26 protein-coding genes are annotated in these 25,855 nt (G+C 63.1%); 8 read left to right on the top strand and 18 right to left on the bottom strand.

All coding sequences use genetic code 11. The annotated features are described in order from the left end of the window. Positions 1 to 36 precede the first annotated feature (36 nt). Positions 37 to 2,127 carry a glycogen debranching protein GlgX gene (gene glgX / locus ATC00_RS15295; protein ID WP_064253440.1) on the bottom strand — a complete coding sequence of 697 codons (2,091 nt, stop codon included), beginning with the start codon at positions 2,125 to 2,127 and terminating at the stop codon, positions 37 to 39. Positions 2,128 to 2,291: 164 nt separating this feature from the next. Between glgX and treZ the strand changes: the two genes are divergently transcribed. Continuing rightward, positions 2,292 to 4,058, top strand: coding sequence for a malto-oligosyltrehalose trehalohydrolase (treZ, locus tag ATC00_RS15290; RefSeq protein WP_064253439.1), 1,767 nt, complete (start codon positions 2,292 to 2,294; stop codon positions 4,056 to 4,058). Positions 4,059 to 4,141: 83 nt separating this feature from the next. Beyond that, entirely contained in the window at positions 4,142 to 4,783 is a 642-nt protein-coding gene (locus tag ATC00_RS15285; protein WP_064253438.1) for a UdgX family uracil-DNA binding protein, read from the top strand. A 4-nt stretch (positions 4,784 to 4,787) separates the two neighbouring features. Here the strand turns inward: ATC00_RS15285 and ATC00_RS15280 are convergent, their stop codons facing one another. From ATC00_RS15280 to ATC00_RS15270, 3 genes are read right to left on the bottom strand one after another with little or no spacing between them, the layout of a single operon-like run. Continuing rightward, positions 4,788 to 5,510 carry a glutathione S-transferase gene (locus ATC00_RS15280; RefSeq protein WP_064253437.1) on the bottom strand — a complete coding sequence of 241 codons (723 nt, stop codon included), beginning with the start codon at positions 5,508 to 5,510 and terminating at the stop codon, positions 4,788 to 4,790. Between the two features lie 20 nt (positions 5,511 to 5,530). Beyond that, the gene (locus ATC00_RS15275; protein ID WP_037384165.1) at positions 5,531 to 5,830 is read right to left on the bottom strand and encodes a DUF3175 domain-containing protein; all 300 of its coding nucleotides are present in this window, start codon (positions 5,828 to 5,830) and stop codon (positions 5,531 to 5,533) included. Between the two features lie 17 nt (positions 5,831 to 5,847). Next, entirely contained in the window at positions 5,848 to 6,063 is a 216-nt protein-coding gene (locus ATC00_RS15270) for a hypothetical protein (protein ID WP_037384162.1), read from the bottom strand. A gap of 144 nt (positions 6,064 to 6,207) precedes the next feature. On the opposite strand from ATC00_RS15270, the gene ATC00_RS15265 reads away from it, so the two are divergent. After that, positions 6,208 to 6,534 carry a hypothetical protein gene (locus tag ATC00_RS15265; protein WP_064253436.1) on the top strand — a complete coding sequence of 109 codons (327 nt, stop codon included), beginning with the start codon at positions 6,208 to 6,210 and terminating at the stop codon, positions 6,532 to 6,534. 107 nt (positions 6,535 to 6,641) lie between these two features. Here ATC00_RS15265 and ATC00_RS15260 read toward each other — a convergent pair whose 3' ends face one another. Further along, on the bottom strand, positions 6,642 to 6,905 hold the full coding sequence (locus ATC00_RS15260; RefSeq protein ID WP_037384156.1) for a hypothetical protein: 264 nt from the start codon (positions 6,903 to 6,905) through the stop codon (positions 6,642 to 6,644). A 77-nt stretch (positions 6,906 to 6,982) separates the two neighbouring features. Beyond that, on the bottom strand, positions 6,983 to 8,266 hold the full coding sequence (locus ATC00_RS15255; RefSeq protein ID WP_064253435.1) for a DUF763 domain-containing protein: 1,284 nt from the start codon (positions 8,264 to 8,266) through the stop codon (positions 6,983 to 6,985). A gap of 113 nt (positions 8,267 to 8,379) precedes the next feature. On the opposite strand from ATC00_RS15255, the gene ATC00_RS15250 reads away from it, so the two are divergent. Continuing rightward, on the top strand, positions 8,380 to 8,970 hold the full coding sequence (locus ATC00_RS15250) for a DNA-3-methyladenine glycosylase (protein WP_064253434.1): 591 nt from the start codon (positions 8,380 to 8,382) through the stop codon (positions 8,968 to 8,970). 106 nt (positions 8,971 to 9,076) lie between these two features. Here ATC00_RS15250 and ATC00_RS15245 read toward each other — a convergent pair whose 3' ends face one another. The 3 genes from ATC00_RS15245 to ATC00_RS15235 form a co-directional block, all read right to left on the bottom strand. Beyond that, a complete protein-coding gene (locus ATC00_RS15245) occupies positions 9,077 to 10,171 on the bottom strand; it encodes an ATP-dependent DNA ligase (protein ID WP_064253433.1) in 1,095 nt (364 codons plus the stop codon). A 19-nt stretch (positions 10,172 to 10,190) separates the two neighbouring features. After that, the gene (katE, locus tag ATC00_RS15240) at positions 10,191 to 12,308 is read right to left on the bottom strand and encodes a catalase (protein ID WP_064253432.1); all 2,118 of its coding nucleotides are present in this window, start codon (positions 12,306 to 12,308) and stop codon (positions 10,191 to 10,193) included. A gap of 112 nt (positions 12,309 to 12,420) precedes the next feature. Then, positions 12,421 to 12,882 carry a YbhB/YbcL family Raf kinase inhibitor-like protein gene (locus ATC00_RS15235; RefSeq protein ID WP_064253431.1) on the bottom strand — a complete coding sequence of 154 codons (462 nt, stop codon included), beginning with the start codon at positions 12,880 to 12,882 and terminating at the stop codon, positions 12,421 to 12,423. 254 nt (positions 12,883 to 13,136) lie between these two features. Here ATC00_RS15235 and glgA point away from each other — a divergent pair, with 254 nt between their 5' ends. Together glgA and ATC00_RS15225 are read left to right on the top strand one after the other, a co-directional pair. Further along, the gene (gene glgA / locus ATC00_RS15230; RefSeq protein WP_064253430.1) at positions 13,137 to 14,591 is read left to right on the top strand and encodes a glycogen synthase GlgA; all 1,455 of its coding nucleotides are present in this window, start codon (positions 13,137 to 13,139) and stop codon (positions 14,589 to 14,591) included. A gap of 115 nt (positions 14,592 to 14,706) precedes the next feature. Continuing rightward, positions 14,707 to 15,618: a DMT family transporter gene (locus ATC00_RS15225; protein WP_064253429.1), complete on the top strand. Its 912-nt coding sequence runs from the start codon at positions 14,707 to 14,709 to the stop codon at positions 15,616 to 15,618. 36 nt (positions 15,619 to 15,654) lie between these two features. Here the strand turns inward: ATC00_RS15225 and ATC00_RS15220 are convergent, their stop codons facing one another. The 4 genes from ATC00_RS15220 to ATC00_RS15205 all read right to left on the bottom strand — a co-directional run bounded on the left by ATC00_RS15220 (position 15,655) and on the right by ATC00_RS15205 (position 18,589). After that, positions 15,655 to 16,494 carry a fumarylacetoacetate hydrolase family protein gene (locus tag ATC00_RS15220; protein ID WP_064253428.1) on the bottom strand — a complete coding sequence of 280 codons (840 nt, stop codon included), beginning with the start codon at positions 16,492 to 16,494 and terminating at the stop codon, positions 15,655 to 15,657. A 283-nt stretch (positions 16,495 to 16,777) separates the two neighbouring features. Next, positions 16,778 to 17,224: a hypothetical protein gene (locus ATC00_RS15215; RefSeq protein WP_153045216.1), complete on the bottom strand. Its 447-nt coding sequence runs from the start codon at positions 17,222 to 17,224 to the stop codon at positions 16,778 to 16,780. A 113-nt stretch (positions 17,225 to 17,337) separates the two neighbouring features. Continuing rightward, positions 17,338 to 18,159, bottom strand: coding sequence for a BA14K family protein (locus ATC00_RS15210; protein ID WP_064253426.1), 822 nt, complete (start codon positions 18,157 to 18,159; stop codon positions 17,338 to 17,340). A gap of 151 nt (positions 18,160 to 18,310) precedes the next feature. Then, entirely contained in the window at positions 18,311 to 18,589 is a 279-nt protein-coding gene (locus ATC00_RS15205; RefSeq protein WP_037384125.1) for a hypothetical protein, read from the bottom strand. Between the two features lie 331 nt (positions 18,590 to 18,920). On the opposite strand from ATC00_RS15205, the gene ATC00_RS15200 reads away from it, so the two are divergent. After that, positions 18,921 to 19,187, top strand: a complete 267-nt coding sequence (locus ATC00_RS15200) for a DUF2277 domain-containing protein (protein WP_037384122.1) — start codon at positions 18,921 to 18,923, stop codon at positions 19,185 to 19,187. A 333-nt stretch (positions 19,188 to 19,520) separates the two neighbouring features. Here ATC00_RS15200 and ATC00_RS15195 read toward each other — a convergent pair whose 3' ends face one another. The 5 genes from ATC00_RS15195 to ATC00_RS15175 all read right to left on the bottom strand — a co-directional run bounded on the left by ATC00_RS15195 (position 19,521) and on the right by ATC00_RS15175 (position 24,434). Continuing rightward, the gene (locus ATC00_RS15195) at positions 19,521 to 19,940 is read right to left on the bottom strand and encodes a DUF1236 domain-containing protein (RefSeq protein WP_082912358.1); all 420 of its coding nucleotides are present in this window, start codon (positions 19,938 to 19,940) and stop codon (positions 19,521 to 19,523) included. A 258-nt stretch (positions 19,941 to 20,198) separates the two neighbouring features. Next, positions 20,199 to 21,269 (bottom strand): ABC transporter ATP-binding protein, encoded by a 1,071-nt coding sequence (locus tag ATC00_RS15190; protein ID WP_064253425.1) that lies wholly within the window; start codon positions 21,267 to 21,269, stop codon positions 20,199 to 20,201. A gap of 24 nt (positions 21,270 to 21,293) precedes the next feature. Continuing rightward, positions 21,294 to 22,142 (bottom strand): carbohydrate ABC transporter permease, encoded by an 849-nt coding sequence (locus ATC00_RS15185; RefSeq protein WP_064253424.1) that lies wholly within the window; start codon positions 22,140 to 22,142, stop codon positions 21,294 to 21,296. Beyond that, the gene (locus ATC00_RS15180) at positions 22,135 to 23,073 is read right to left on the bottom strand and encodes a carbohydrate ABC transporter permease (RefSeq protein ID WP_064253473.1); all 939 of its coding nucleotides are present in this window, start codon (positions 23,071 to 23,073) and stop codon (positions 22,135 to 22,137) included. Before ATC00_RS15180 ends, ATC00_RS15185 begins: the two co-directional genes overlap by 8 nt. Before the next feature lie 62 nt (positions 23,074 to 23,135). Further along, positions 23,136 to 24,434 carry an ABC transporter substrate-binding protein gene (locus ATC00_RS15175; protein WP_064253423.1) on the bottom strand — a complete coding sequence of 433 codons (1,299 nt, stop codon included), beginning with the start codon at positions 24,432 to 24,434 and terminating at the stop codon, positions 23,136 to 23,138. A 205-nt stretch (positions 24,435 to 24,639) separates the two neighbouring features. Between ATC00_RS15175 and ATC00_RS15170 the strand changes: the two genes are divergently transcribed. Further along, positions 24,640 to 25,845, top strand: coding sequence for an ROK family transcriptional regulator (locus ATC00_RS15170; protein ID WP_064253422.1), 1,206 nt, complete (start codon positions 24,640 to 24,642; stop codon positions 25,843 to 25,845). Positions 25,846 to 25,855: the final 10 nt, after the last annotated feature.

The raw sequence follows: 25,855 nt of genomic DNA, 5'->3' as shown, positions 1-25,855 counted from the left end.
TTTCTACGCGCCCGCAAGCGCAGTTGGTGGCGCCTCCTACTCGCCAGAGTCTTGTGGAACGAAAGCGGCGACGCTCTGCGCACGGATTGTTTCCCGCTCCTTGGCAACGGTCTCGGCAAAGGCGTCGTCTTCGGCCGTATTCAGCGCCCACCGCCAGCCTTGCGCCCCGTGCGCGGGCGGAAGCGCGACGTCGCAGTCGCCGCCGGCGTTAAAGACAAGAAAGATCTCCCCCGCCGGCGCCTCGGCGGGTGAGAGCTGGCAGAGATAGACGCCGAGGATGCGCAATTCGCCGTCGCCCCATGCCGGCTCGTCCATCCGGTTGCCGTCGGGCTTGTACCAGGCGATCTCGATGCGTCCGTGCTCGTCGGTGGCTCCTTCCAGGAAATTCTCCTGGCGCAGCACCGGGTTCTCCCGGCGGAAGGCCGTCATCTTGCGGCAGAAGGTAAGAAAGGCCTCGTCAGAGCCGTTCCAGTCGATCCAGCCGATCTCGTTGTCCTGGCAATAGGCGTTGTTGTTGCCGCGCTGGCTGTTGCCGAGTTCGTCGCCGCCGAGGATCATCGGAACGCCCTGGCTCATCATCAGGGTGGCGACCATGGCACGGCGGCGTCGCCGGCGCGCCTCGTCGATCCCGGGATCATCGGTCGGCCCCTCGGCGCCCATATTGTCCGAATGATTGTCCGAGTGGCCGTCGCGATTGTCTTCGCCATTTGCCTCGTTGTGCTTCTCCGCATAGGAGACGGTGTCCATCAGCGTGAAGCCGTCATGGGCGCTCAAGAGATTGACGGAGGTGGTCGCGGCCCGGCCGGAATGATTGAACTGGACCGGCGAGCCGGTGAGCCGCTCGGCGAGCACCGGGGCGACGCCGCCGTCACCCTTCCAGAAGCGGCGGACATCGTCGCGGAAGCGATCGTTCCACTCGCGGAAGGGCGGCGGGAAACCGCCGAGCTGATAGCCGCCATCGCCGATATCCCACGGCTCGGCGATGAGCTTGACGCCCGCCAGGATCGGGTCTTGCCTGATCGCGTCGAAGAAACCGCCCTCGCGGTCGAATTCCATGTCTTCGCGCCCGAGGGCGCTCGCCAGATCGAAACGGAAGCCGTCGATGTGCATGACGCCCACCCAGTAGCGGAGGCTGTCAAGCACCATGCGCAACACCATCGGATGCGCGACGTTCAGCGTGTTGCCGGTGCCGGTCATGTCATAGGTGTGCCTAGGCTGCTCCGGCGACTGGCGGTAATAGCTGAGATTATCGAGACCTCGGAAGCTGAGCGTCGGCCCCTGTTCCGAACCCTCGGCCGTATGGTTGTAGACGACGTCCATCAGAACCTCGATGCCGGCGGCGTGGAAACGCTTCACCATCGTCTTGAACTCGGTGATCCTGGTGCCCTTCATGTAGCGCGCATGCGGCGCGAAATAGCCGAGCGGCTGGTAACCCCAGTAATTCCTGAGGCTTCGCTCGGTGAGATAGCGGTCGTCGAGGAAATACTGCACCGGCAGAAGCTCCACCGCGGAGACGCCGAGCTTGATCAGATGATCGATGATCGGATCGCTTGCCATGCCGAGAAAGGTGCCGCGCAATTCCTCCGGCACGCCCGGATGCGTCATGGTCATGCCGCGCAGGTGAGTCTCGTAGATGATCGTTTCTGTCCAGGGCCGGCGTATCGCCTCCTCGCCGTCCCAGTCGAAGTTCGGATCCTGGACGACGCTCTTGACCGTAAATGGAGCGCTGTCGCGCTCGTCGAAGGAAAGATCGCCCTGCGGGCTGCCGATCGTGTAGCCGAACAGCGCGTCGTCCCAGACGAACTCGCCCGCCACGTGCTTGGCATAGGGATCGAGAAGCAGCTTGTTCGGATTGAAGCGATGTCCGTTGTGCGGGTCGTAGGGACCATAAGCGCGGTAGCCGTAAAGCGTGCCCGGGCCCAGCCCCTCGATATATCCCGACCAGATGTCGCCCTCCCGCTTCGGCAGCGGCAGGCGGGCCGTTTCCTTGCTGCCATCCTCGGAAAAGAGACACAGCTCGATTTTTTCGGCATGTGCGGAAAACACCGCAAAATGGGTGCCCTGGCCGGTGTATTCGGCGCCGAGCTCCGGCTTCAGAAAATCGAGTTCGGAGAAAGCCACATTCATTCGTGTTGTCGCGCCCCCTGCAGCGTCGTGGAAGTGAGGGGGCAACGCCGATGACGGCAACTTTGTTCCTGCCGCCCCTCGGAGACGAGCGGTCGCCGCGGAACCTTCGACCCGTCCACGCAGTTCTCGTTTCTTGCCGATCTCGCTAGCAGCAAGGAAGACGAATGCCCGATCTTGTCCGGAAGACCTGGGGCGCCGAGCTCACCTCGGACGACGTCGCACATTTTCGCCTGTGGGCGCCCGACGAGCAGGCGGTCCGCCTCGTTCTTGCCGATGTATCGCACTCGATGCGCGCGCTCGACAGCGGCTGGTTCGAAGTCTCTGCCCGGGCCCGGGTAGGCGACCGCTACTGGTTCGAACTTTCCGACGGGACCCGCGTCGCCGATCCTGCCTCTCGCGCCCAGCCGGAGGGAGTTTCCGGCCCGTCGATGCTCGTCGATCGGTCGGCCTACCAGTGGAAGGCTTCCTCCTGGCGCGGGCGGCCATGGGAAGAGGCAATCATCTCCGAGCTGCATGTCGGCTGTTTTACGCCGGAGGGCACCTTTAGAGCGGCGGCCGAGCGGTTACCGCATCTAGCCGAAGCCGGGATTACCGCCATCGAGATCATGCCGGTCGCGGAGTTTCAAGGCGAGCGCGGCTGGGGCTACGACGGCGTTCTGCCCTATGCGCCGCACCATGCCTATGGCACCCCCGACGATCTGAAGGCGCTGGTCGATGCGGCGCACGGGCTCGGCATGATGGTCCTGCTCGACGTCGTCTACAATCACTTCGGACCGGAGGGCAACAGCCTCCCCCGTTACGCCAGCCGCTTCTTCAACGGCGATCGGCCGACCCCATGGGGTGCGTCGATCGCCTTCGAGGAACCCGCCGTGCGCCGCTTCTTCATCGACAACGCGCTCTATTGGCTCGGTGACTTCCGCTTCGACGGGCTGCGCCTCGATGCGACGGACCAGATAAGGGACACGAGCGAGCCGCATTTTCTTGCCGCCTTGGCGCGCGAGGTGCAGGAGACTTTTGCCGACCGCAACGTCCATCTGGTCGTCGAGGATGCTGACCGCCGGCGCAATCTGGTGCGGCGCAACGGCGACGGGACTATCGCTCTCTTCACTGCCGGGTGGAACGACGATTTTCACCACGGCCTCCATGTCATCGCAACGGGCGAAGACAGGGGCTTCTATCGGCCCTTTGCAGCGCGCCGCTGGCAGGCGACGCGCGAGGCCATGACCGACGGCTTCGCCTCGACCGAAACGATCGAGTCCCTCTCTGAGGGCGAAGTGCCGCCGCAGGCGCGCGTGAGCTTCCTGCAGAACCACGACCAGATCGGCAACCGCGCCTTCGGCGAGCGCCTCGTCTCGCTCGCCAGGATTGACCAGCTGAACGTGATGACAGCGATGCTGATGCTTTCGCCGCAGATTCCGCTGCTCTTCATGGGCGAGGAATACGGGGAAAGCCAGCCGTTCCTGTTTTTCGCCGACTATGCGGGCGAACTCGGCGCGGCCGTTCGGGGCGGGCGGCAAGAGGAAGCCGAGAAATTCGGCGGCATGCCGCCTGGCAAGACGGCAGAAGATCTTCCCGATCCGATTGATCCCGAGACCTTTGCCGCTTCGAAGCTTTGCTGGGAACGCGCCGAGAGCGCGGCCGGCAGGACTCACCTCGCTTTCATGCGCGACCTCGCCGATATCCGGCAGCGGCACATCGCGCCGCTGATGAGACAATGCAACTTTCCGAGTTTCGAGGTCCATTCCGCTCGCGACGGCATTGTCGCCGTCGACTGGTCGTTCGGCGGCACGGTGCTCGAGTTGCGCGCCAATCTCTCCGCGGGCAAAGCCGCCGTTCCGCCGATCCGCGGCGAGCCGATATTCGGCGCACATAATTTGGACGGACGTGAGTTGCCGGGCCCAAGCATCGTTGCTGCCGTCCGGTCCAATTGACATAGCGAACGGAACATGGTCCGAGCCCGTCGGTTTAGCCGGTTGCACGATTGAAATGGACCGAGGCTCGTGTCTTGAAAGCCATGCCGACTGAACCAGTAAAAATGGGTCCGTCCCTCTCCGGCGAGCATGCTGATGCGCCCTCCATTGCAGCGTTGCGCGAGCAGGCCGAGGGCTGCGAGCGTTGCGACCTCTATAAGCATGCGACGCAGCTCGTGTTTGGCGAGGGACCGGGCAAGGCCCGCGTCGTCCTTGTCGGCGAACAGCCCGGCGATCGCGAGGATCTGGCGGGACGGCCCTTCGTCGGCCCGGCGGGACGTATCCTCGACGAGTGCCTGCATGAGGCAGGCATCGATCGCTCGAGCTGCTATCTCACCAATGCCGTCAAGCATTTCAAGTTCGAGCAACGCGGCAAGCGCCGCCTGCATTCGCGACCCAACGCGGGCGAGATCCAGCGCTGCTCCTGGTGGCTCGGCGCGGAGCTTGAGAAGCTGCACCCCGAGGTCGTCGTCGCGCTGGGTGCAACGGCGCTTTCGGCGCTGCTCGGACGCCGCGCCGGCGTGATGAAAAACCGCGGCGACCTGATCGCTACGCCCACCGGATACCAGGTGCTCGTCACGATCCACCCCTCTTATCTTCTGAGGATCCAGAACAGAGACGACGCCGCGGCAGAACGCGCGCGTTTCGTCAAAGACCTCGCCCAAATCGCCGGCCGCGTCGACTAGCAGCTCAGGACGGTCGGTCGAGTTCGGGATAGCGGCGGAAAATACAGGACTCGTTGAAGGGCAAGCGCCTGTCGGAAGCCAGATAGCTCATGATCCGCGGTCGCGCCGCGACCGCATCATGCAGCGCAATCAGCGTCGGCAGATGCTCCTCATTGGCACGCACCGCGTTCGGAAACGCATAGCGGAGCCCCTCGACCAGGTGGAACAGTGAAAGATCGACATAGCTCAGTCGCCCGCCGACGCTATGCTGCGGGCCTTCGGGGTTTTGCATGAGGACGTGTTCGAAATAGCCCAGATATTTCGGCAGCCGCTCGGACAGGAAGTTCTCCGCGCGCCTCGACGCTTCCGGCTTCTGCTCCTCGTAATAGAGCGACACGCCGATCGGATGGTGCGTGTCGTGGATTTCCGCAACGAGATCCGTCACCGTCAGTTGCAGACCGTTGGCAACATGGCGCAGGCCCTCATCCTCGGGCACCAGCCCCAGCCTTGGGCCGAGATAGAACAGAATATTGGCGACATGGGCGATGAGCAATTCGCCATCGACGAGAAAGGGCGGCGCGAAAGGGGTGGCGGCACCGCCGGCATCCTTCATCAACTTCAGCATGGCAGCAGTGCCGCCAGGCTGGCGCGCCGCATCGACATAATCGGCGCCTGCCTCCTCCAATGCGAGACGCACAAATTCGCCGCGGCCGGGAATTCCGTCCCAGTAATAGAGCGTGAGTGCCATGAAATCCCTCGTCTCCCGGTTCAGCCTGGGGGCTCCCGCCCGAAATCCGTCCTGAGTTCGTCCTTCGCGTTTTCGAGGACGCGCCGCTGTTCGTCGGCCAATCCAGAACCTGCCCTGTTGATATAGAAGCTGAGCATGGACATCGCGGATCGGAAAGCGCTCGATTTACGGCGGTCGCTCGCTTCAGCCGAGCGTTTCAGGGAACGTGCAATCTTCCGCGGATCATCCGAGGCAAAAATACCGGGCTCGATGTCCAGCGCGTTGCTATGCGCCGTCACCTCTTGCGACCATTTCGCCGTCTTTTTACTGCCCTTGCCCATCGGGCTCTATCAGCGGCTCAGCGCAGCCACACGGGCAACTCGGAAGCCTGCCGAAATTCGCGCGCTCGGTCCTTCCAACCGAGCTTTTCCCAGGCGAATTGCTGGGCAGCGATCCTTGCCGTTTCTTTCGTGGGATAGAAATCAGGCAAGACATAATCCTTGTCGCCACAGCAGAGCAGCGCTCTACCGCTCATCAGATCGAAATGAAGCTCCAGGCACTCCTGTGCATGCATCGAATCCCTCCCGGACATGATTCATAAAAACGGACCTTGCGAGAGGAAGTTCCAAACGACGTGAAAAGAAGCGCCGAAATCCGCATCAGCCCACCGGAACAACGGAGGCTGCGCGGAGTTTAGAGCGCTTATGGGAGACCAGCCATGACCAAGCACGGAGAAGCGCGATCCTCGACCGTGGCACGCCCTCTCGACCCGCCTGGTATCGACGAACCGATCGATGCATCGGAACGTCATGCGGGAGAGACCGGAGGTACGGTCCGGCAACAGATCAGCGACATGCAAGAGCGCATCGCCGAGCTCGAGGCGCAGATCGATGCGATTGCGACCGAGGCGCATACCGCCATCGGCACCGTCCCCGGCGCCGACCGGATCGAGACGGCAAAGGATGTGGTCGCGGAAAAGCGGGAGGAAATTCAGACGCTGAGGGCGCGCCTGGAGGAGATCGAAAGGCTTGTTGCGACCCGGTAACAGCGCTTCTGCGCGCCGATCGGCTTGATCCGGCAGTTTCGCCGACGCTGGGACACGCGTGGGCACGGCTGGCGGGCCAAGGACGGGTAGCTTGCAAGCATCCGCGCTCAGTCGCGGTCGATGAACTTGAAGAAGCGGCTGACTTTCCCCTCCGCGGTCCGGTCCTGGAAGAGGAAGGCCAGCTTGTTCTCGTCGAATATCCTGAAGAAATCCTCCCAGGAGATTTCCTCCAGCCTCTCTTCGGGCTTGCCGAAGTCGATGCGCAGCAGACCGCCGTTGGATGCCCCCTTGACGCGTGCCGGGTGGCCGTCGCGGCTCTCTGCCCATTTGCGGATCGTGTCGTGATCGGTCGTGGTCTTCGAAGCGCTCACGGGAACCTCCTTCGGGTTGGGCTGTCTCGCAACACTCACCCACCTAATCGACCGGTCCGGTGATTGTTCCCGCGAGTTCAGTCGCGGGTGCGGCGCTTGATGGCGGCATCCTGCCTTTGGTTTTCCTCGACCTCCCGCTCCCAGCCGAACACGCTCCGACCGCCAAGGCGGGCAGAATTTCTGAACTCGCCGGCAACAATCTCCTTGAGGTCCGGACCGGTGACGTAGCGCTCCATCCGGCGCGACTGCTCGTCGAGACGTCTCAAGGCGGCGAGTTCCTCCTCTCGCCCAAGCCGTCCCTTCTGCACTGCCGATTTCATCACCTTGATCGTCTCGTCATAGACCTTGAGGGGCACCGGGAAGGGGTGACGGTCCTTGCCGCCATGGGCAAGCGAAAATCGCGCCGGGTCGGAAAAGCGGCACGGCGTGCCGTGCACCACCTCGGCGACCATGGCGAGCGCCTTGACGGTTCGCGCGCCGACACCCGGCACGAGCAGCAGTTCCTCGAAATCCTTCGGCCCGCGATCGGCGGCGGCGGCGAAATTGCCGTGCAGGCGCCGCATGTTCACGTCGCTTTCGCGCACATCGTGATGGGCCGGCATGAAGAGGTGCGGCAGCAGCGGCTGGGCCGGCGCCGCAAGTCCCGCTCCGCGGGCCTCGATTGTCGCCAGCTCGCGCACGAGCCCATCGGGTCCGAGCGCGCCCAGGAGATCGAGCTGGCTTGCCCGCGAGGCGCCGGCGCGCCGGTCCGCAAGGTTGATGATCTTGCCCTGCTCCCGCCCCTCGATCGCCGCATGTGGAGAGTCGACGAAGCTCTCCAGGCCTTCGGAATGCCAGTGATAACGCCTCGCCTGCCGCCGGTCGCCGTTCATGCCCTGCTGGACGACGACCCATTTCGCGTCGTCCGTGACGATGAAGCCGTGAAGGTAGAGATCGAAGCCGTCCTGAACGGCGGCACTGTCGACCTTGGCGACGAGGCGGCTTGTCTCGGCAAGCCTCGCACCGTCGAAGCCGATTCGGTCGCCGATGATGACAAGTTCGCCGGGGGTCTTTCGTGAATGCTGGCCACGGCCGCCGCAGACGTGAATGCCGAGTTCGCCTGAAAGCGGAGTCAGGCCGCGCTTCAGAGCGCCGATCACGCTGGTGGTGATCCCCGACGAATGCCAGTCCATGCCCATCACCGCGCCGAAGGACTGGAACCAGAACGGGTGGGCAAGCCGCCTCAGGAATTCATCCCGTCCATAATGATGAACGATCGCTTCCGTGATCAGCCTGCCGAGCCGTGTCATCCGGTCGCCGAGCCACTTCGGGACCCGGCCGCCATGCAGCGGCAGATCCGCATTGCCCGCGCGTTGCGCCATATGTCTCGGCTCCTTTTTATGGTCTCGAGTCAACCCTACATGCTTTGGATGTTCGCGGAAAGTTCTCTGTGGCTGCGCAAGATTCCGGGGCGCAACGTTGGCGAGCCTGAAATATGAGGCTACATAACACCGGCCTGGATCGGGGAGCCTATCGATTGCAGTGGGACGACAGCTTCTTTGCCCGTGACGCCATCACGGTCGCCGCCGATCTGATTGGCGCCGAATTCACCGTTTCCGGCATCGGCGGCATCATCGTTGAGACGGAGGCCTATCTTCCCGACGATGCCGCCTCCCACAGTTTCGCCGGTGCCACGAACCGCAACCGCTCAATGTTCGGCGCACCGGCGCATGCCTATGTCTATCTCTCCTACGGTCTTCATTGGTGCCTGAATTTCGTCTGCCTGCCCGGCAGCGCCGTACTCATCCGCGCCATCGAGCCGAGATGGGGGCTGGAAACAATGCGGGAGCGGCGCGGTGTTGCGCAAGACAGGTTGCTCTGTTCCGGCCCCGGACGGGTCGGCCAGGCGCTCGCGATCGGCAAGGAACAGGACGGCTTGCCGCTCGACGGAAAGCCCTTCCAACTGAGCCCGCCAACGAAGCGGCCGCCCGTCTCAACCGGCCTTCGCGTCGGAATCTCCAAAGCCGTCGAGCACCCGTGGCGCTTCGGGCTGGAGAACTCGCGCTTCCTCAGCCGCAAGTTCTAATGCATGTCGCCCAAAAGTGTGCAGCGGTTTTGGGATGACGACATGCACAAAACAAAGGCCAAAGCGCGCCGCGTGAATACATTTTCACGCGGCGCGCTTTGGCCTGTCAGCGCGGCTCGATCTGCTCATAGGTGCATTGGCGCGGGTCCTTGTCGGGACGCCAGCGCATCAGCTTCGTGCCATGGCGGAAGCGGCGGCTGCTGACGTGATCGAAGCGTACCTCGACCACGAGCTCCGGACGGACCGGTTCCCATTCGCCGCTGCGCTCGGTGCTCCAGCGGCTCGGGCCGCCGGGTGCCTTGCCGGTAAAGCCGGGCGGCTCCCGCAGAGCCTGGAGCCGACATGTCAATGCAGGGCGCTCCTTGTCCGAAATCGTTGCGGTAAAACCGACATGGTCCAGCGTTCCGTCGCTGTCGTAAAGCCCAAGCAGGAGGGAGCCGACCTCGTTGCTGTCGCTCTCGTAGCGAAAGCCGCCGACGACGCAATCGGCGGTCTTCAGGCGTTTGACCTTCACCATCGCGCGCTCGCCGCATTCGTAAGGCCCGTTGCGCCGCTTGGCGACGACCCCGTCGGTAGCGCCCGCCTCCCACGAGGTAAGCCACCGCTCGGCCTCCTGCCGGTCCAGCGTGAAGGGTGAAAGCTCGAGCTTGTCCGGGACGGCGTTCTTGGCCGCGAAGGCCTCGAGTGCCGCTCTCCGGGCGGGAAGAGGCTTATCGGTCAGAACTGCCCCCGTCGCATCCACCAGCATGTCGAACAGGATGAGGCGGGCCGGCGTTTGTTGCGAGAGCTTCGCGACGCGGCTTGCCGCCGGATGCAGGCGCATCTGCAGGGCGTCGAAGGAAAGACGCCCGTCGACTTCGATCACGAGTTCACCGTCGAGGACGAATTGCGGAGCGTCCAGCCGGCGCAAGAGGGCGGTAACCTCCGGGAAAAACCGCCCGAGCGGCTTGCCCGATTTGGCCCGGAGATCAACCTCTTCGCCGGATTTGAAGGCAAGGCAGCGGAAACCGTCCCATTTGGGCTCATACTGCCATGCCCCGCCGCTCGGAAGCTCGGTCGCCGAGCGGGCCTCCATTGGCGCGGTGCTGACCGGCAGCGCGAAGGCGCCGGCGGATGCAGCGTCCGTGGCCGCCCTTGCGTTTCTCCCAGGGCGCGGCCGCCCGGCCGCCTTGGTCGGTTTTCCATGCGCTGGTGACGGCATCGTCCACTCCCTTGCCGACCTACTTCAGCTTCACGGCCGGTTCCCTGGCCCAGACGCGCAGCTTGCCGAGTTCCTTGAAGAAGGGGGCGATGCTGCCCGCATCGGTGAGCTCGATCGTTCCCTCGTCGAGGGTGTCTGCAATGCCGGCCCTCTCTAGGAGGGGACGTGCCGCACCCACAAAGCCGATATACTTGCAGTGGGCGAAGGCATCGGCCACGAAATCGCGAGCAGTAGAGACATCAATCAGATCGGCGACTGCCTCTGCCGAAGGGAGAAGCACCACCGCATCGTAGAGCACGGATGGGCCGCCATCGAGCATCTGGTGAGCTGCGACCCACTTTCCGTCCGAGGCGGTGAAGCCGCCGACCTTCGGGGCGATCAGCTCGAAGGCCGCCTTTTGCTCCGTGACCTCAGCGATCAGGGCGTCGAGCAGCGCCGCATCCGCACCGTCCGTCGCCAGAATTCCGAGCTTGCGGCCCTCAAAGCGCTTCGGACCACGCTCAATGATGCTGAGCGCCGGCGACGGATCGAGATCCTGCCGGGTGGCGACGGCGGCTTCGGCCGGCTTCGGCATCGTCTTGAGGCCGAGCGCATGGCCGACTTTCTTGCCGAGCGTCTCGTCGATGTTGAGGAGATGGGCGACCATTCGCTCGCGTATGACACGCGTCTCCACCTTGCTCAATTCGAAGGTCAGCGCATCGGCGATATGGCGCTGCTCGGGCGGCGTCTGGCTGATGAAGAACTGGCGGGCCTGGCTATAGTGGTCCGCGAAGCTCTCGGCCCGGATGCGCAGCTTCGGTCCCTGCTCCTCTGATGCGAAATGGCGGAAACCCTTCATCGGCGACTCGCGCGGCCCCTCGCCCCAGGAATTCGGCTGGTAGTTCACCCGCCCGACCGGATTGCGCATCGCCATGTGGCCGTCCTGCTGGAAGTGCTGGAAGGGACATTTGGGCGCATTGATCGGCAGATGCGTGAAATTCGGACTGCCGAGTCGCTTCAGCTGCGTGTCGAGATAGGAGAAGTTGCGCCCCTGCAGCAGCGGGTCGTCGCTGAAGTCGATGCCCGGCGGCACGTTCTGGGTCATGAAGGCGACCTGCTCGGTCTCGGCGAAGAAATTCTCCGGCATGCGATCGAGCACCAGCCGCCCGACCGGCTTCGTCGGCAGGACCTCCTCTGGGATGATCTTGGTCGGATCAAGAATGTCGAAGTCGAACTTGTCAGCAAAGGCCTGATCGAAGAGCTGCACATGCAGCTCCCACTCCGGGAAGTTGCCGGACTGGATCGCCTGCCACAGGTCGCGGCGGTGGAAGTCCGGATCCGCGCCGTTGATCTTCACCGCCTCGTTCCAGGCGACCGACTGCAGTCCGAGCTTCGGCTTCCAGTGGAACTTGACAAAGGTCGACTCGTCCTTGGCATTGACGAAGCGGAAGGTGTGAACGCCGAATCCTTCCATGAAGCGGAAGGACCGCGGGATGGCCCGGTCTGACATGACCCACATGATCATGTGCATGCTCTCCGGGGTCAGGCTGATGAAGTCCCAGAAATTGTCATGCGCCGACTGCGCCTGCGGGAACTCCCGGTCCGGCTCCGGCTTCACCGAGTGAATGACGTCCGGAAACTTGATCGCGTCCTGGATGAAGAAGACCGGGATGTTGTTGCCGACGAGGTCCCAGTTGCCCTCCTTGGTGTAGATCTTGACGGCAAAGCCGCGCACGTCGCGCGCCAGATCGAAGGAGCCCTTGCTGCCGGCCACCGTCGAGAAGCGCACGAAGGCCGGTGTCTTCTCTCCGGCCCGCTGAAACAGATCCGCCCGAGTATAGGCGGCAAGCGATTCATACGTCTCGAAGAAGCCATGGGCGCCGTAGCCGCGGGCGTGCACGACGCGCTCCGGGATACGCTCGTGGTCGAAGTGAAAGATCTTCTCGCGGAAATGAAAATCCTCGATCAATGTCGGGCCACGCTCGCCGGCGCGCAGGCTGTTCTGATCGTCGGCCACCGGTCCCCCTTGCGCGGTGGTCAAGACGGGAGTGGCGCCTTGGGCAACCTGGTGCAGCTCGCCCCCGTTGCCGCGGGTCGCTTTCTGGTCATGAATGGTGGCCTGCTTCGAATCGTTCGGCGCAGAGGGTTTCTTGGCCATCGCAACACTCCTTGATCGCGGACGGAATGGGCACGAAACCGCGACCGCCGAGGTTGGTTCCCGGCGAGCCTAATTTTCGAAGGCTGAGGTGGTCGACGCTAGCGCCCGAGCGTCAACCCTGAAAGGTGCCGATCAAAACCGCCTCAGCGATCCGGTGTTTTCGAGCCCCGGCCCAGGCCTGCACCGCCCCGACATCGTCCGAGATCGACATGTTGCGGGTATCCAGCGCGGCGAGCTTGAAGTGATAGTGATGCAGGCCCGTCCCCGCCGGCGGCTGCGGCCCATCATAGCGCGCGTTGCCGAAGTCGTTCCGGATGAACTTGATGGCATGTTCCGGGCCGGTATCGACAGCCTGCGACAGCTCGGTCCAGTTGCCGGGAATGTTGATGATGGCGCAATGCCGGAACACTCCCCTGACGGCGTCCGGATCCTCGACGATCAACGCGAAGCTCTGCGTTCCCTCGGGCGTACCCGTCCATTTCAACGGCGGAAAGATGTTCTCGCCGAAACGCGTGTGTTTTTTCGGGATCGGCTGGCCTTCCGCGAAGGCGGGGCTCATCAAGCTGAAAGTCATCACCTGTCTCCTTCATGTTGGGCACATGGAACGAGCGCGCGACCGCCGAAGTGTACTCCCAAAGCAGGTCGGTGTTGAGGTCGCTCACGGCAAATCCGCAGGCGAATGACCCGGTCGCCGCTCCCCGCAGCCGCTCCTCCAAAAATTTCGATTTCGCGGCGGAACTTTGCCCACGGGCTTCGTGTTGAAGGAAGTGCAAAGTGGGGCGGCGATTGGCCGGCATAGGCCAACACAATTTTCCGGAAATAAGATCCATGAACCTTCTCTCCGTGACGGCTGAGATTTTCCCGTTGGTGAAGACCGGCGGGCTGGCCGATGTTGCCGGTTCACTCCCGAAGGTGTTGAAATCGCACGGGATTCGTACACGCACGCTGATCCCGGGCTACGCCTCCGTCATCGAGGCTCTGGAGGCCGCGACACCGGTTGCCCGCTACGATTATCTTTTCGGAGAAGAGGCGACGCTGCTTGCCGGACGCGCCGCGGGGTTGGAGCTCTTCGTGCTCGATGCGCCGGGGTTCTTCTACAGATCGGGCGGTCCCTATACGGATGAGCACGGGGTGGACTATCCGGACAATTGGAAGCGTTTCGCCGCCTTCTCCCTGGTCGCATCGCAGATCGCGGGCGGACTCGTGCAGCACTGGCGGCCGGACATCATTCACGCGCACGACTGGCACGCCGCCTTGAGCCTGGTCTACGCCAAATACGCAGAGGACGTGCCGATCCCGCGCGTCCTGACCGTCCATAACATCGCCTTCCAGGGGCAGTTTCCCGCCCATCTCTTCTCCGAACTCGGCCTGCCGGACGAGGCTTATTCCATCGATGGCGTCGAATATTATGGCGATCTCGGATATTTGAAGGGCGGCCTGCAGGCCGCGGACGCCATCACCGTGGTCAGCCCCACCTATGCGCGCGAGATCATGACCCCGACCTTCGGGATGGGACTCGAAGGGGTGGTGAATGCGCGCCATCAAGACGTCGTCGGCATCGTTAACGGGATCGACGTCGACGTATGGGATCCCTCCATAGACCCCTATATCGAGTATTCCTATTCGGCGAGAACGCCACTCCGGCGGCTGCCGAACCGCGAGGCGCTGCTCGAGCTCTTCGGACTGCCGCATACGCGCGGTCCGGTCTTCGCCAGCATCAACAGGCTGACTTGGCAGAAGGGCATGGATCTTCTCGCAGCCGTCGTCGACGAAATCGTCGCGATGGACGGCCGGCTGATCGTGCATGGCAACGGCGACGCGGACATCGAATACGCCTTTCTCGACGCCGCCCGGCGGTTCCCGCACCACGTCGCCATGAGGCTCGGCTATGAGGAGCAGATCGCCCACAAGATCCATGCCGGCGCCGACGCCATGCTCGTTCCCTCGCGCTTCGAACCCTGCGGGCTGACGCAGCTCTATGCGCTTCGATACGGCTGCGTCCCGATCGTGGCACGAACCGGGGGCCTGTCGGAAACGATCATCGACGCCAATGTCGCCGCGCTCCAGGCGCAGGCCGCCACCGGAGTACAGTTCTCCCCGGTCGATACGGAGGGATTGCGGCACGCGCTGCGCCGCGCCCTCAAGCTCTTCCGGCACCGGCGCGTCTGGGAGAGCCTGCAGCGGCAGGGGATGAAGACCGACTCTTCCTGGCGCCACAGTGCGGCCAAGTATGCGGAGCTCTACGGCGACCTCACCGCGACCGACATGCGCTTGGCCGGCTAGCACCAGCGGGTCAGCTTGACGTCTCATTTGCAACGCTGATGAGTCGATCAAGAACGATGCATGGATTGCGGCGCCGGAATATGCCAAGGGCTAAGCACTCCACGAGGACTCCGCCATGGCCGTCGAGACCGCGCCCGCCGCCCTATCCACCGCATCAAACGCCACCCGCACCGGCGTGCTGGTCATGCTTTCCGGCATGCTGATGTTTTCGCTCAACGACGTCATGGGCAAGTGGCTGGTCGCAACCTATTCGGTCGGTCAGGTCGTGCTGATCCGCAGTCTCGCCGCGGCGATCCTGCTTGTCCCTTTCCTCTGGCTCGGCGGGGCTCGCAAACTTTTCGCCATCGAGCGGCCGTGGCTCCAGGTCGCCCGCGTCGTTGCGTCGACGGCGGAGGTCTTCGCCTTCTATTTCGCCGTCGTCTACCTGCCGCTTGCCGACGTCATGACCTACTGGCTGGCAGCGCCGATCTATGTGGCGGCCGCCTCGCCGCTCCTGTTGAAGGAACATGTCGGCTGGCGGCGCTGGACGGCGATCGCCTTCGGTTTCGTCGGCGTCCTCATCGCACTCGAACCTTCTTCTGAGGCGCTGACCCTGCCGGCGCTGATCTCGATCCTCGGCAGCATGTGCTTCGCCTTCATGATGGTGTCCGGCCGCTCGCTGCGCGGCACGCCGGATACGACGCTCGCCTTCTGGCAGCTGGTCGGGGCGGCGCTTGCCGGCCTCCTCTGGGCGCCTTTCGACTGGACGCCGCTGAAGCCGCTCGACACGGCGCTCCTCTGCCTGCTCGGCGTCGTCGCCATGATCGCCCATGTGCTCGTCAACCGGGCGCTGAAGCTCGCCGACGCCGCGACGGTGGCGCCGCTGCAATATACGCTGCTCTTCTGGGCCATCGTCTTCGGCTGGCTGATCTTCGGCGACACGCCGCGCCTGCCGATGGTGCTCGGCGCCGGTCTCATCGTCGCCTCCGGCCTCTTCATCTTCTTCCGCGAGCAGCAGCTAAAGCGGCAGGGACGGCTGAAGGCCTAGACCCGGCGGCGCCCTCAAGGGGCGCCCCCGGCAATATCAGTCGTCCGCAACGACCGTCTGCTTCTGCTTGCCGAGCCCTTCGATGCCGAGTTCGATGACGTCGCCGGCCTTCAGGTATTGCGGCGGCTTGAAGCCCATGCCGACGCCGGGCGGCGTACCGGTCGAGATGATGTCACCCGGATGGAGCGTCATGAACTGCGAAAGATAGCTGACCAGATAGGAGACGCCGTAGACCATTGTCTCGGTCGAGCCATTCTGCTTCGTCTCACCATTGATCTTCAGCCACATCGCGAGGCTTTGCGGATCGGCGATCTCGTCGCGGGTGACGAGCCAGGGACCGGTCGGACCGAAGGAGTCGCAGGACTTGCCCTTGGTCCATTGGCCGGAGCGCTTGATCTGGTAATCGCGTTCCGAGACGTCGTTGATGACGCAATAGCCGGCGACGTGGTCCATCGCTTCGTCGCGGCCCACGTATTTGGCCTTCTTGCCGATCACCACGCCGAGTTCGACTTCCCAATCGGTCGCGACCGAACCGCGCGGGATGATGACATTGTCATTCGGACCGACGATCGCCGAGGTGGCCTTCATGAAGACCACCGGCTCAGGCGGAACGTCAAGGCCGGACTCTGCCGCATGGTCGGCGTAGTTGAGGCCGATGCAGATGAACTTGCCGCTACCGGCGACGCAGGGGCCGAGCCGGGGCGCGCCCTCCACCAGCGGAAGGCCTTCGACGTCGAGACCGCGCGCCCAGCCGAAATCGGCGATTGCCGGACCGGCGACGTCGGTGATCACCGCCGAGAGATCGCGAATTCGGCCGGCACCGTCCAGGACGCCCGGCTTTTCTGCCCCTTCGGGTCCGTAACGCAACAACTTCATTCTGTTCCTCCAAGCGGTCGAGACGAAAGGCTGTGCCTCACAAACCAAAGGAAACGGTGGATGTAAAGTTGTTTTGCAAGGTGGCGGAAGAAAAGCGGATCCTCGTGAGGTCCGGACCGCGGCGGAGGGCACCAACTGGAATCGAAAGAGGTGGAACCTTCCCGTCACCGGCCGGTTCGATGCGCTGCGCGTTGTGCGCGCTAATAAGAAGGACAACGCATATGAAAAACAATTATCTTCTGGCCGCGGCCATCTCGCTTGCAATGGCATCCGCCGCCTTCGCTCAAAGCAGTTCAGGGTCAACATCGGGTGGTGGCACTGCAGGCTCCGCATCAGGGACGACCTCTGCCTCTCCTTCCGGGAGCAGCTCGGGAGCGCCGGGGATGATGCAGATGAACGAAGCGGAAAGGAGCACCACGTCGAAATGGTCGGATCCGGTACGCAACGCCCTCTTCTCTGACGCTTCAGGGACGAGCTTGCGCAGCCAGGATGAAATCAAGGGGAACTGGTCGAAGCTGACGGCCGAGCAGCAGAACCAGATCAAGCAGGATTGCAACACAATGCAAACCGCATCGGCAGCGGGGGCCGGAAGTGCATCAGGCAATGCAAGTGGGTCGGCGGCCGGAACTACACCCCAGGTTTCGGGCGAAACCACTGCGAGCACCACCACCGGATCGACCTCGTCCGGGTCGGCGGCGGGCACTGCGGCCACAGGCGGCGCAATGACCATCGCGCAACTCTGCACCATGGTCAACGCGATGTAGAGGAAACCCGGCCCTATCGCGGGGGGGGACGCTGCCGCGATAGGGCTATTCCGCTTTAACTTCTCCGCAACATCTCGGCTTATCGGCACTGACGGCGCGGCCCGCCATCATAGGGTTGGTAGGTGTTGTCTTCCGGGCGGTACGAGCGGTATCGACTAAAGCAATATTCGACATGTTCGAACGACAGGTTCGTCGCATCGGCCGAGAGGTCCATCTCGGCTGGAAAATCCTCGACGCTTTCCTCAGGGGTTGGCTCCGGCGATACATCTTCCGACGGGGTTCCGGCCGCGTTCATATAGGGAGAAACGCAGGTCCGCGGTCCGCCGCTAAAGGATGTGTAGCTGTTGTCGCCGGCACGGTAGGACCGATAGCGGTTTGCACACCATTCGACATGCGCCGTCGGCTCGGTCGCCGACACCGGCTGCTCCTCGCTGGGCATCGTTTGAACTGAGCCGGTGGCCATCGAATCCAGAGAAGGACGTTCCTTCTCGTCCCCGGTGTCCCTTGCGGTCACCTCGGGTTCCGAAGGAAGGTCTTCTACGACCTCCTTGCCTTGCGTGGTCACCGCGGGTTCCGGGAAGTCCTCCAATGCCTCTTTGCCTTTTGTGATCGCGATGCGTTCTGAAGGCGGGCTCACGGCCGGCTCTTCGCCGTTTTCGGTCACCGCAGGCGCTCTAGGAGAGACATCACTTGCCGCCGCGCGGGCGGGGAGCCGCTCGAAGTGCTGAGCCGCCGGATTCACGGCGCGCGGCTGCTCGGCCCAGATTTCCGACTGATTCATGTCGAGCCGCGGCTCGCGTGCCGGGTTCCCGTTGAGGATGAACGTTGCGACAGCCGCTCCACTCAGGAAGAGCGCAAGCGACAGCGCGAACCCGCAAAGTCCGGCCAACAAGCCTTTCACTGGACCCTCCTTCGTTCGTCCTCACGAAGAATGCGACGGCTCCCTCTCCGGTTCCGCCGTGCGTTGAGAATCCCTTGAAATTTGAAGGGGCCAGCAACTTCTCGCGCACGTCCGCAGAAATGCCTGGCAGGCCCAACTTCGCGGCCCGTCGCTAATGCAGGGTGCCCGGGCCGTTCTTCCGGCTGTTCAAGAGGTGGACGAACGTGATCCCCTGCTCCAGGAGCAGTTCGGCCGCCTTCAGGTCGCACGCTTCAAGACCGGAGGAGCAGCCGCGCAGGCTGCATGCGAGCGACATCGAGTTCGCAACAGCGCGCGCGTCGCCGTCCTCCTCGGCTTCGTCGGCGGCTGACTCCAGGGCGTCGGCTACGGCCGACATCAGGTCCGCCAGTTCCCTCACATTCATTTCTTCAACAGTTTTCAGCACTTGCATGACGTCTCCTTGGCGCGCGACAATTCGCGGCGGCAAACAATGCGCGTTTCTCATAGCGAAAGTTGTGGAAGTGGTCTGATGTGATATGGCGATGGGACCCCCCGCCTACAAGTCATGGCTACCATGTCCGCGGCGCATGCCCCTGTCACCTTCGCCCGACCGTAACGCTGGGGTAACCGGCCCGCTCAAGCGTTTCGCGATGAAGGGCAACTTGCGCGCTACCCAAACGCATCCATTTTTGAAAAGATGCGGGATGATGCGTGTCAACGCCTGCCGCACAAGTCGCTAGCGGAATGTGACCTGAAGCGACGACGATGATCGGGAGCAAGCCATGTGCCGAAACATCAAACCCCTCTTCAATTTCGATCCGCCGGCCACGGACGAGGAGATCCGCGATGCCGCACTGCAGTTCGTGCGCAAACTGAGCGGCACGACCAAGCCGTCGAAGCGCAATGAAGCGGCGTTCGAGCAAGCCGTCAGCTCGATCGCAGCCTGCGCCCGCGAACTGCTCGAAACGCTGGAGACTTCGCACCCGCCGCGCAACCGCGAGGAAGAAGCCGCTAAGGCGCGGGCAAGAATGGCGATCCGCTTCCCGTAACATGTACGGGCGTAAAATTCTGTCAAGAGTTGCATCAGCAAAGGGACTCGACCTCTAGGTATTTCTCTGGTTTTATCTTCAGCTAATATTCCTGGGTGGAGAGGACAGAGGATGGTTTATGACTGGGACGGAAAGCGGACTCGTCGCCTTCAGATGCTGAAATTCTTCAGCGCTCTGGCGATACCTGCCCTTCTTTTCGGTTCGGCCGTTGCGGCTGTGGAGTGGACCGACAGGGGCGCACCGGGCATCAAGGCCACTCGGATCCGATAGCGGCACTAGTGGACGCTTTGGCGTTCACCCGGCGAGCTCGGAAGCTCACCGGGCAAATTAGGTTTATTGTATGACCTGTACCACCGTGCGGCTTTTCGGGTCGGCGATGACCCGCCGCTCGTTCACGACCGCATAGGCATACCGGGTATCTTCGGGTACCGGGGTAAGAACGACCGTCTCAGGCAAGGGCTTGCCGACCACGACCTGTTCCTGGATGACGACTGGCTGTGCCGGAAGCGGCTGCGCTTCGACATAGGCAATCACCTTCGGCGGTGGCGGGTCGATGACCGCTCCGGCGATCGCGCCTGCGACGCCACCAACAGCGGCTCCGACCGGACCGCCGACGACCGCGCCCGCGGCGGCTCCGCCCGCGGCGCCGGTCACTGCGCTATTTCTGGACGTGTCTTCCGCTGCAGCAGGGAGAGCTACGGCGCCGATTCCAAGACCCAGAGCAACAGCACTCTTGAGGAGCATAGCTTTCATCAGAAGTTTCTCCTTGTGCGTCCCTTCGGGTCGACAAACCATATGGCCCGGGCTTTTGTTCCGGCGGTCCACCGCTTCCGACTCGCGCGCGATGCTGTGGTGCCGCCACTGTGTCCAGGCGGGTGAGCCGGCGACCGCCGTATCGCCGATCATAACTTGCGGGGTTCACCCGCACCGCAAGGGCGCGCAGTTCGTCCTACGCCCGCACGCCCATAAAGCGCTACCGCCTGCACTCGCCGCGAGATTCGTGTCAGACCATCATAAGGCGGCGCCGGTGGCCCGGTCGAAAACATAGACCTGGTTGCGTTCCATCGCCGCCTGAAACAGGCTTCCGTGCCGGGCCGGATGATCGCCGTCGACGACCGCCGTGATCTGCTCGCCGGCGAATTCGAAGAGCACATGCGTCTGGGCGCCGGTCGGTTCGACGAGTAGCGTTGGACCCGAAATGGCATTGCCCGCGCCGCTGGCGACGAAATGCTCCGGTCGCAGTCCGATCCGCACCGCCTGACCGAGTCGGACCTTGCGTTCGGGCGCAATGCGGATCGCGGATCCGTCGCCGAGGCGCACTGCCGGTTCTCCGTCTGCGGCGTCGACCGTGCCTTCGAGCACATTCATGGCAGGCGAACCAATGAAGCCCGCGACAAAGAGGTTGGCGGGCGTGCGATAGAGTTCGAGCGGTGTGCCCACCTGCTCGATACGGCCGCCATTCAAGACGACGATTCGGTCGGCGAGCGTCATCGCTTCGATCTGGTCGTGGGTGACGTAGATCGAGGTGGTGGCGACCTTCTGGTGCAAGGCCTTGATCTCGGTGCGCATCTGGACCCTGAGCTTGGCGTCGAGATTGGATAGCGGCTCGTCGAACAGGAAGACGGCGGGATCGCGAACGATCGCCCGGCCCATGGCGACCCGCTGGCGCTGGCCGCCGGAAAGCTGGTTCGGCTTGCGGTCGAGAAGCTCCGTAAGCGCCAGCATCCGTGCCGCCTCGCCGACGCGCTTGTCGATCTGCGGCCGGGGAAGGCCGGAGAGCTTGAGGTTGAAGCCCATGTTCTCGGCCACCGTCATGTGCGGATAGAGCGCATAAGACTGGAAGACCATCGCGATATTGCGCTCGCGTGGCGTCAGCGGATTGACCACCCGGCCGCCGATCAGCACCTCGCCGTCAGAGATTTCCTCGAGCCCCGCGATCATCCGCAACAGCGTGGACTTGCCGCAGCCGGAGGGGCCGACAAGCGCAATGAACTCTCCCTCCACAATGGCGAGCGACACGCCGTGGATCACCTCGAGCGCGCCGTAGCTCTTGCGGATGTCCCTGAGTTCGACCGATGCCATATGCTCTCTCCTTGTAATGATGGCTCAGGATTTCACCGCTCCGGCCGTCAGGCCCGCGATGATGTGCTTCTGGGCGACAAAGAAGACGATCACCGTCGGCAAGATCGTCAGCGTGATGAAAGCGAGGACCAACTGCCAGTCGGTGCCGAATTCGCCGCGATAGACCATGATGCCAAGCGGCCACGGGTATTTCTCTTCCGTGTTCAGCATGATCAGCGGCAGGATGTAGCTGTTCCAGCTATGCACGAAGGTGATGATGCTGACCGTCGAGACGATCGGGCGCGAAAGCGGCATGGAGATGTGCCAGAAGAAGCGGATGTAGCCGCAGCCGTCGACAAAGGCGGCCTGGAACAGTTCTTCCGGCAGATTCCGGAAATAGTTGCGGAAGAGCAATATGCTCATGCCGAGGCCGAAGGCGACCTGGGGCAGGATGACGCCCCAGTAGCTGTCGAGGAGGCCGAGATCGCGGATGCGGATGAAGAGCGGCAGGATCGCCGTTGCCGCCGGGAACATGAGCCCGATCAGGAAGTAATTCAGCAACTGGTTCGAGCCGAAGAACTTCACATGGGCAAAGGTGAAGGCGGCCATGGCCGAGACGATGACTGTCAAAGTCACCGTCATGATCGCAATGAACAGCGAGTTCAGCATTTGCCGCCAGTAGCGGTCGCCGAAAAGGATATCGAGATAGTTCGACCATAGCCACTCCGACGGCAGGCCGAAGGGATTGACACGCAGGTCGCCAAGCGACTTGAAGCCGCCGAGGGCGGTGGTCACCAAAGGCATCAAAACCAGGATGGCGATCAGCGACAGCGAGACGTAGAGATAGAGGCGGGTGCCAGCTGTCATGCGAGCGGAGGAGGTCGTGTCAGTCATGGCGCATGAATATCCGTTTGTAGCCGAAAGCGAGCGTGACGCAGATGACGAAGAGCACGACGCCGACCGCACTTCCGAGCCCGACCTGCATGCGCGTGACTCCATAGGTGTAGAGGAAGGTCACCATCGTCTGCGTCGAATTGGACGGTCCGCCGCCGGTCAGCGGCATGACGAGGTCGAAGAGCTGCAACGAGCCTATGACGGCGAAGAACACCGACAACCTGACGGTCGAGCCGAGCAGCGGCAGCGTCACGTAGCGGAATTTCTGCCAGCCGGTCGCCCCGTCGATCTCGGCGGCCTCCAGCACGCTTCGGTCCACTGCCTGCAGGCCGGCGATGAACAGCATCATGTGGAAGCCGAAATATTTCCAGATGATGACCGCGAGCACCGCATAGATGGCAAGGCCGCGATCGGCCAGCACATAGGGGGTCGCAGCGCCGAAGAAACCGGCGAGCGCCGCGACGAGGCCGTAGTCACCGTCATAGACGAATCGCCAGATGAGCCCGGCGGCGACATCCGCCAGGACGTAGGGCAGAAAGAAGATCAGCCGGAAGGCGACGACGCCGGCGATCCGGTGGGCGAGCATCATCGCGAGCCACAGGGCGAGCGGCACCTGCAACAGCACCGAAACGAGAATGATGAGCCCGTTGTTGATCAGCGCCTGCGAGAAAGCCGCATTGTTGAACAGCACCTCGAAATTGCGAAAGCCGACGAAATGCTCCGGCAGTCCGTAGCCATTCCAGCGATAGAGGCTGTACCAGGCCGCCTCTCCCATCGGCAGGATGACGAATAGCGTGAAGAGCAGCAATGCCGGCGGCAGGAAGAGGATGAGCACCGGCAGCCGCCCGCGAACGGTCGGGCTCTTGTAGCGCACTTGCTTGCGCCTCGCCGTGGCCGGCACCGCGGCCATTGTCGCAGTCATGTCGGTCATCATGTCCTCGCGCAATTCGTTGCGAACGACTAAAGGCGGGCGACGGGGACGCGCCGCCGCCCTCACTCGAGTTCGCGTGCGTCCTGGATCATCCGAGCGCCCTCTTCGGCGGACATCTGCCCGGAGACGATCTCGACGGAAACGTCGTTCACGACGCGGCCGACCGATGGGCCCAGATCCTGGTCGAAATAATTCTGGTGCCAGGTGGAGGCTGCGAGCTGGTCGGCCGCCGCGCGCAACAGCGGATTGGCAATACCGTCCTCGGCGCCGAGCGCCACCGGAACGATCATGCCGATGCTCGCCATCAGTCGCTCGTTCTCGGCATTGGTGAGGTAGCGCAGGAAGTCGAGCGCTTCCGGCGGCGCATTCTTCGTCACTGCCCAGCCGTTGAGCCCGCCGAGCGTGTCGCTTATAGCGCCCGCCCCGCCTTCGACCGCCGGAAAGGGGAAGCGGCCGATATTCTCGAGTGCAAGGCCCTTGCCGTCGCCTGAATTGGCGCGCTGCGTCGCCTCCGTGTGTTCGAAGCTCAGGATCATGGCCGCCTTGCCGTCGCCGAAGAGACCGAGCGTCTGCGGCCAGGTCGCGCCGAGATAACCGCCCTGGAACGGCTCGAGCTTGCCAAGTTCGGCGAGTTGCTCGCCGGCCTTGATGATGGCAGGATCGAGGAAGCCCTCACCCTCATTGTTCTTCGCATTCTCGAAGACCGACTGGCCGCCATTGCGCATGACAAGATAGCTCAAGTAAAAATGCAGCGGCCACTTGTCGCCGCCGCCGCCAGCGATCGGCGTAATTCCGGCGCCCTTCAGAGTCTCCACAGCCTTGAGGAAATCGGCCCAGGTCTTGATGTCCTCAGCCTTGACGCCGGCCTTTTGGAAGAGTTCCTTGTTATAGAAGAAGCTGATCGTTCCCATTTTGAAGGGAACCGCAGAAATTCGGCCGTCGAAGGTCAGACCCTTGACGGCGGCGGGATTGTAGCTCTTCTCCCAGGCTCTGCCATCGGCCTGCATCGCCTCCGTCAGATCCATGAGCGCGCCGGTTTCCGCCTGCTGCTTCAGCACGCCGCCACCCCAGCTATAGAAGAAATGCGGGGCGTCATCCGATTGCAGCAGTGTCGGCAGCTTTGCCTTGAAGGCCTCGTTTTCCAGGAACTGCAACTGAATATCGACGCCGGAATGCTCGGATTCGTATTTGGCGGCGATATCCTCCCACATCTTCAGATGAGCAGGGACCGTCTCGAGATGGAGCCATTTGACCACCGTCTCGGCCGATGCCTGGCTCGCGCCAACGAAAAGCGCCATGCCGGCGGCAAGCGCGGACAGTCTGGCGGCGCGCAGGGGCGCTAATCTGCGTTCAAGCGTCATCGTGGATCTCCTCCCGGGGTCAAAGGTCCTCACCAATATTTCCCTAGCGCGGATTAATTCAGAGGAGATCTTGGAAAATGTCAACAGACAAGCCGAATATTTCCGGGTTTCTCTTGACAGGGTGCATTGATTGCCGGTTATTAATTTCGCATTCCGGCTAAAAAAATACTTCCACAGTTCCAAGCTTGCGAGCATCCTGCAGACCATGAAAACCGCCGACCCCGAACTGATGCGCGCGATAAACCGCTTCAATGTGCTGGACACGATTCGGCGGCACGGCCCCATATCCCGCGTCGAGATCAGCGAGCGCTCCGAGCTTTCGACCACAACCGTTTCCGCGATCACGGCTTCGCTGCTCGACGATGGCCTCATCCTGACGCGGCACGAGGGGGATATTCGCAACGCAGCTGCAAGGGGCCGACCACGCGTCATGCTCGAGCTCAACCCTGATGCCGCCCGCGTCGTCGGCGCCAAGATCGCAGCCAATCGCATGGTCTTCGCCGTCACCAATTTCCGCGGCGAGGTTCTGTCTGAACTCACCCTGCCCATCAGGGTCGACCGCCAGCCCATCGCCGTCATCGCCGATCTGATCGAGGATGGCGTGCGCCGCTGCGTAATCGATGCCGACCTCTCGCTCGACGACATCGATTCGATCTGCATTGGCCTTCCCGGCGTCGTCGAACACCGCACGGGTCATGTCCGCTCCAGCCCGATCTTCCGCGAAACGGATGTCGACTTCGCAAGCGAGATGACGAGCAGGCTTAGCGTCGCCACGATCGTCGAGAGCGACGCGCACGCCATCACGCTTGCCCACCACTGGTTCGGCCGCGCTCGCGATCTCGACGACATGGTGCTCGTTTCGCTGGAGCAAACGCTGGGTCTCGGCGTGCTGCACGGCGGCCAGCTTTTCCGCGGTGCCGGAGGTTTGAGCCACAACCTCGGCGATCTCGTGCTCGGTGTCGGCCAGAGCCAGACCGTCCGGCTCGCGACCCTTGCCGGCGAGAGCGCGATCCTCGGCGAACATCCGATGGACGGGCGTTTCGCCGAGGCGGTGCGGCTCGGCCGAGGCATGGCGCATGCGCAGACGCTGATCGCGGCGGAGGACAACAGGCTGATCGCGGCTGCGACACGGGCGGGAGAGGCGATTGGTCTCGCCATCGCCAACATCGTTACCCTGTTCGGACCACCCCGCGTCGTCATCGTCGGCTCGAGCCTGTCGCTCGGCACCGTTTTCGTCGAGAGCATACGCCAAGCTTATCAGGCAGCGATTCCACCCTCGATCCGCACCGTCGCGGAACTCGTCTTCGACGAGTCCGCCGACGAGACCTGGGCGCAAGGCGCGGCGGTCGTAGCACTCTGCGAACTTTACGAGTCCCCCTGGGGGACGACCGGGCCGGCACCGGCGCTTTGACGCGCTTCGC

Source organism: Sinorhizobium americanum, assembly GCF_001651855.1.
GTDB classification, from domain to species: Bacteria; Pseudomonadota; Alphaproteobacteria; order Rhizobiales; family Rhizobiaceae; genus Sinorhizobium; species Sinorhizobium americanum.
The sequence above is the reverse complement of the archived record's forward strand: the minus strand, read 5'-3'. Positions and strand labels throughout refer to the sequence as shown.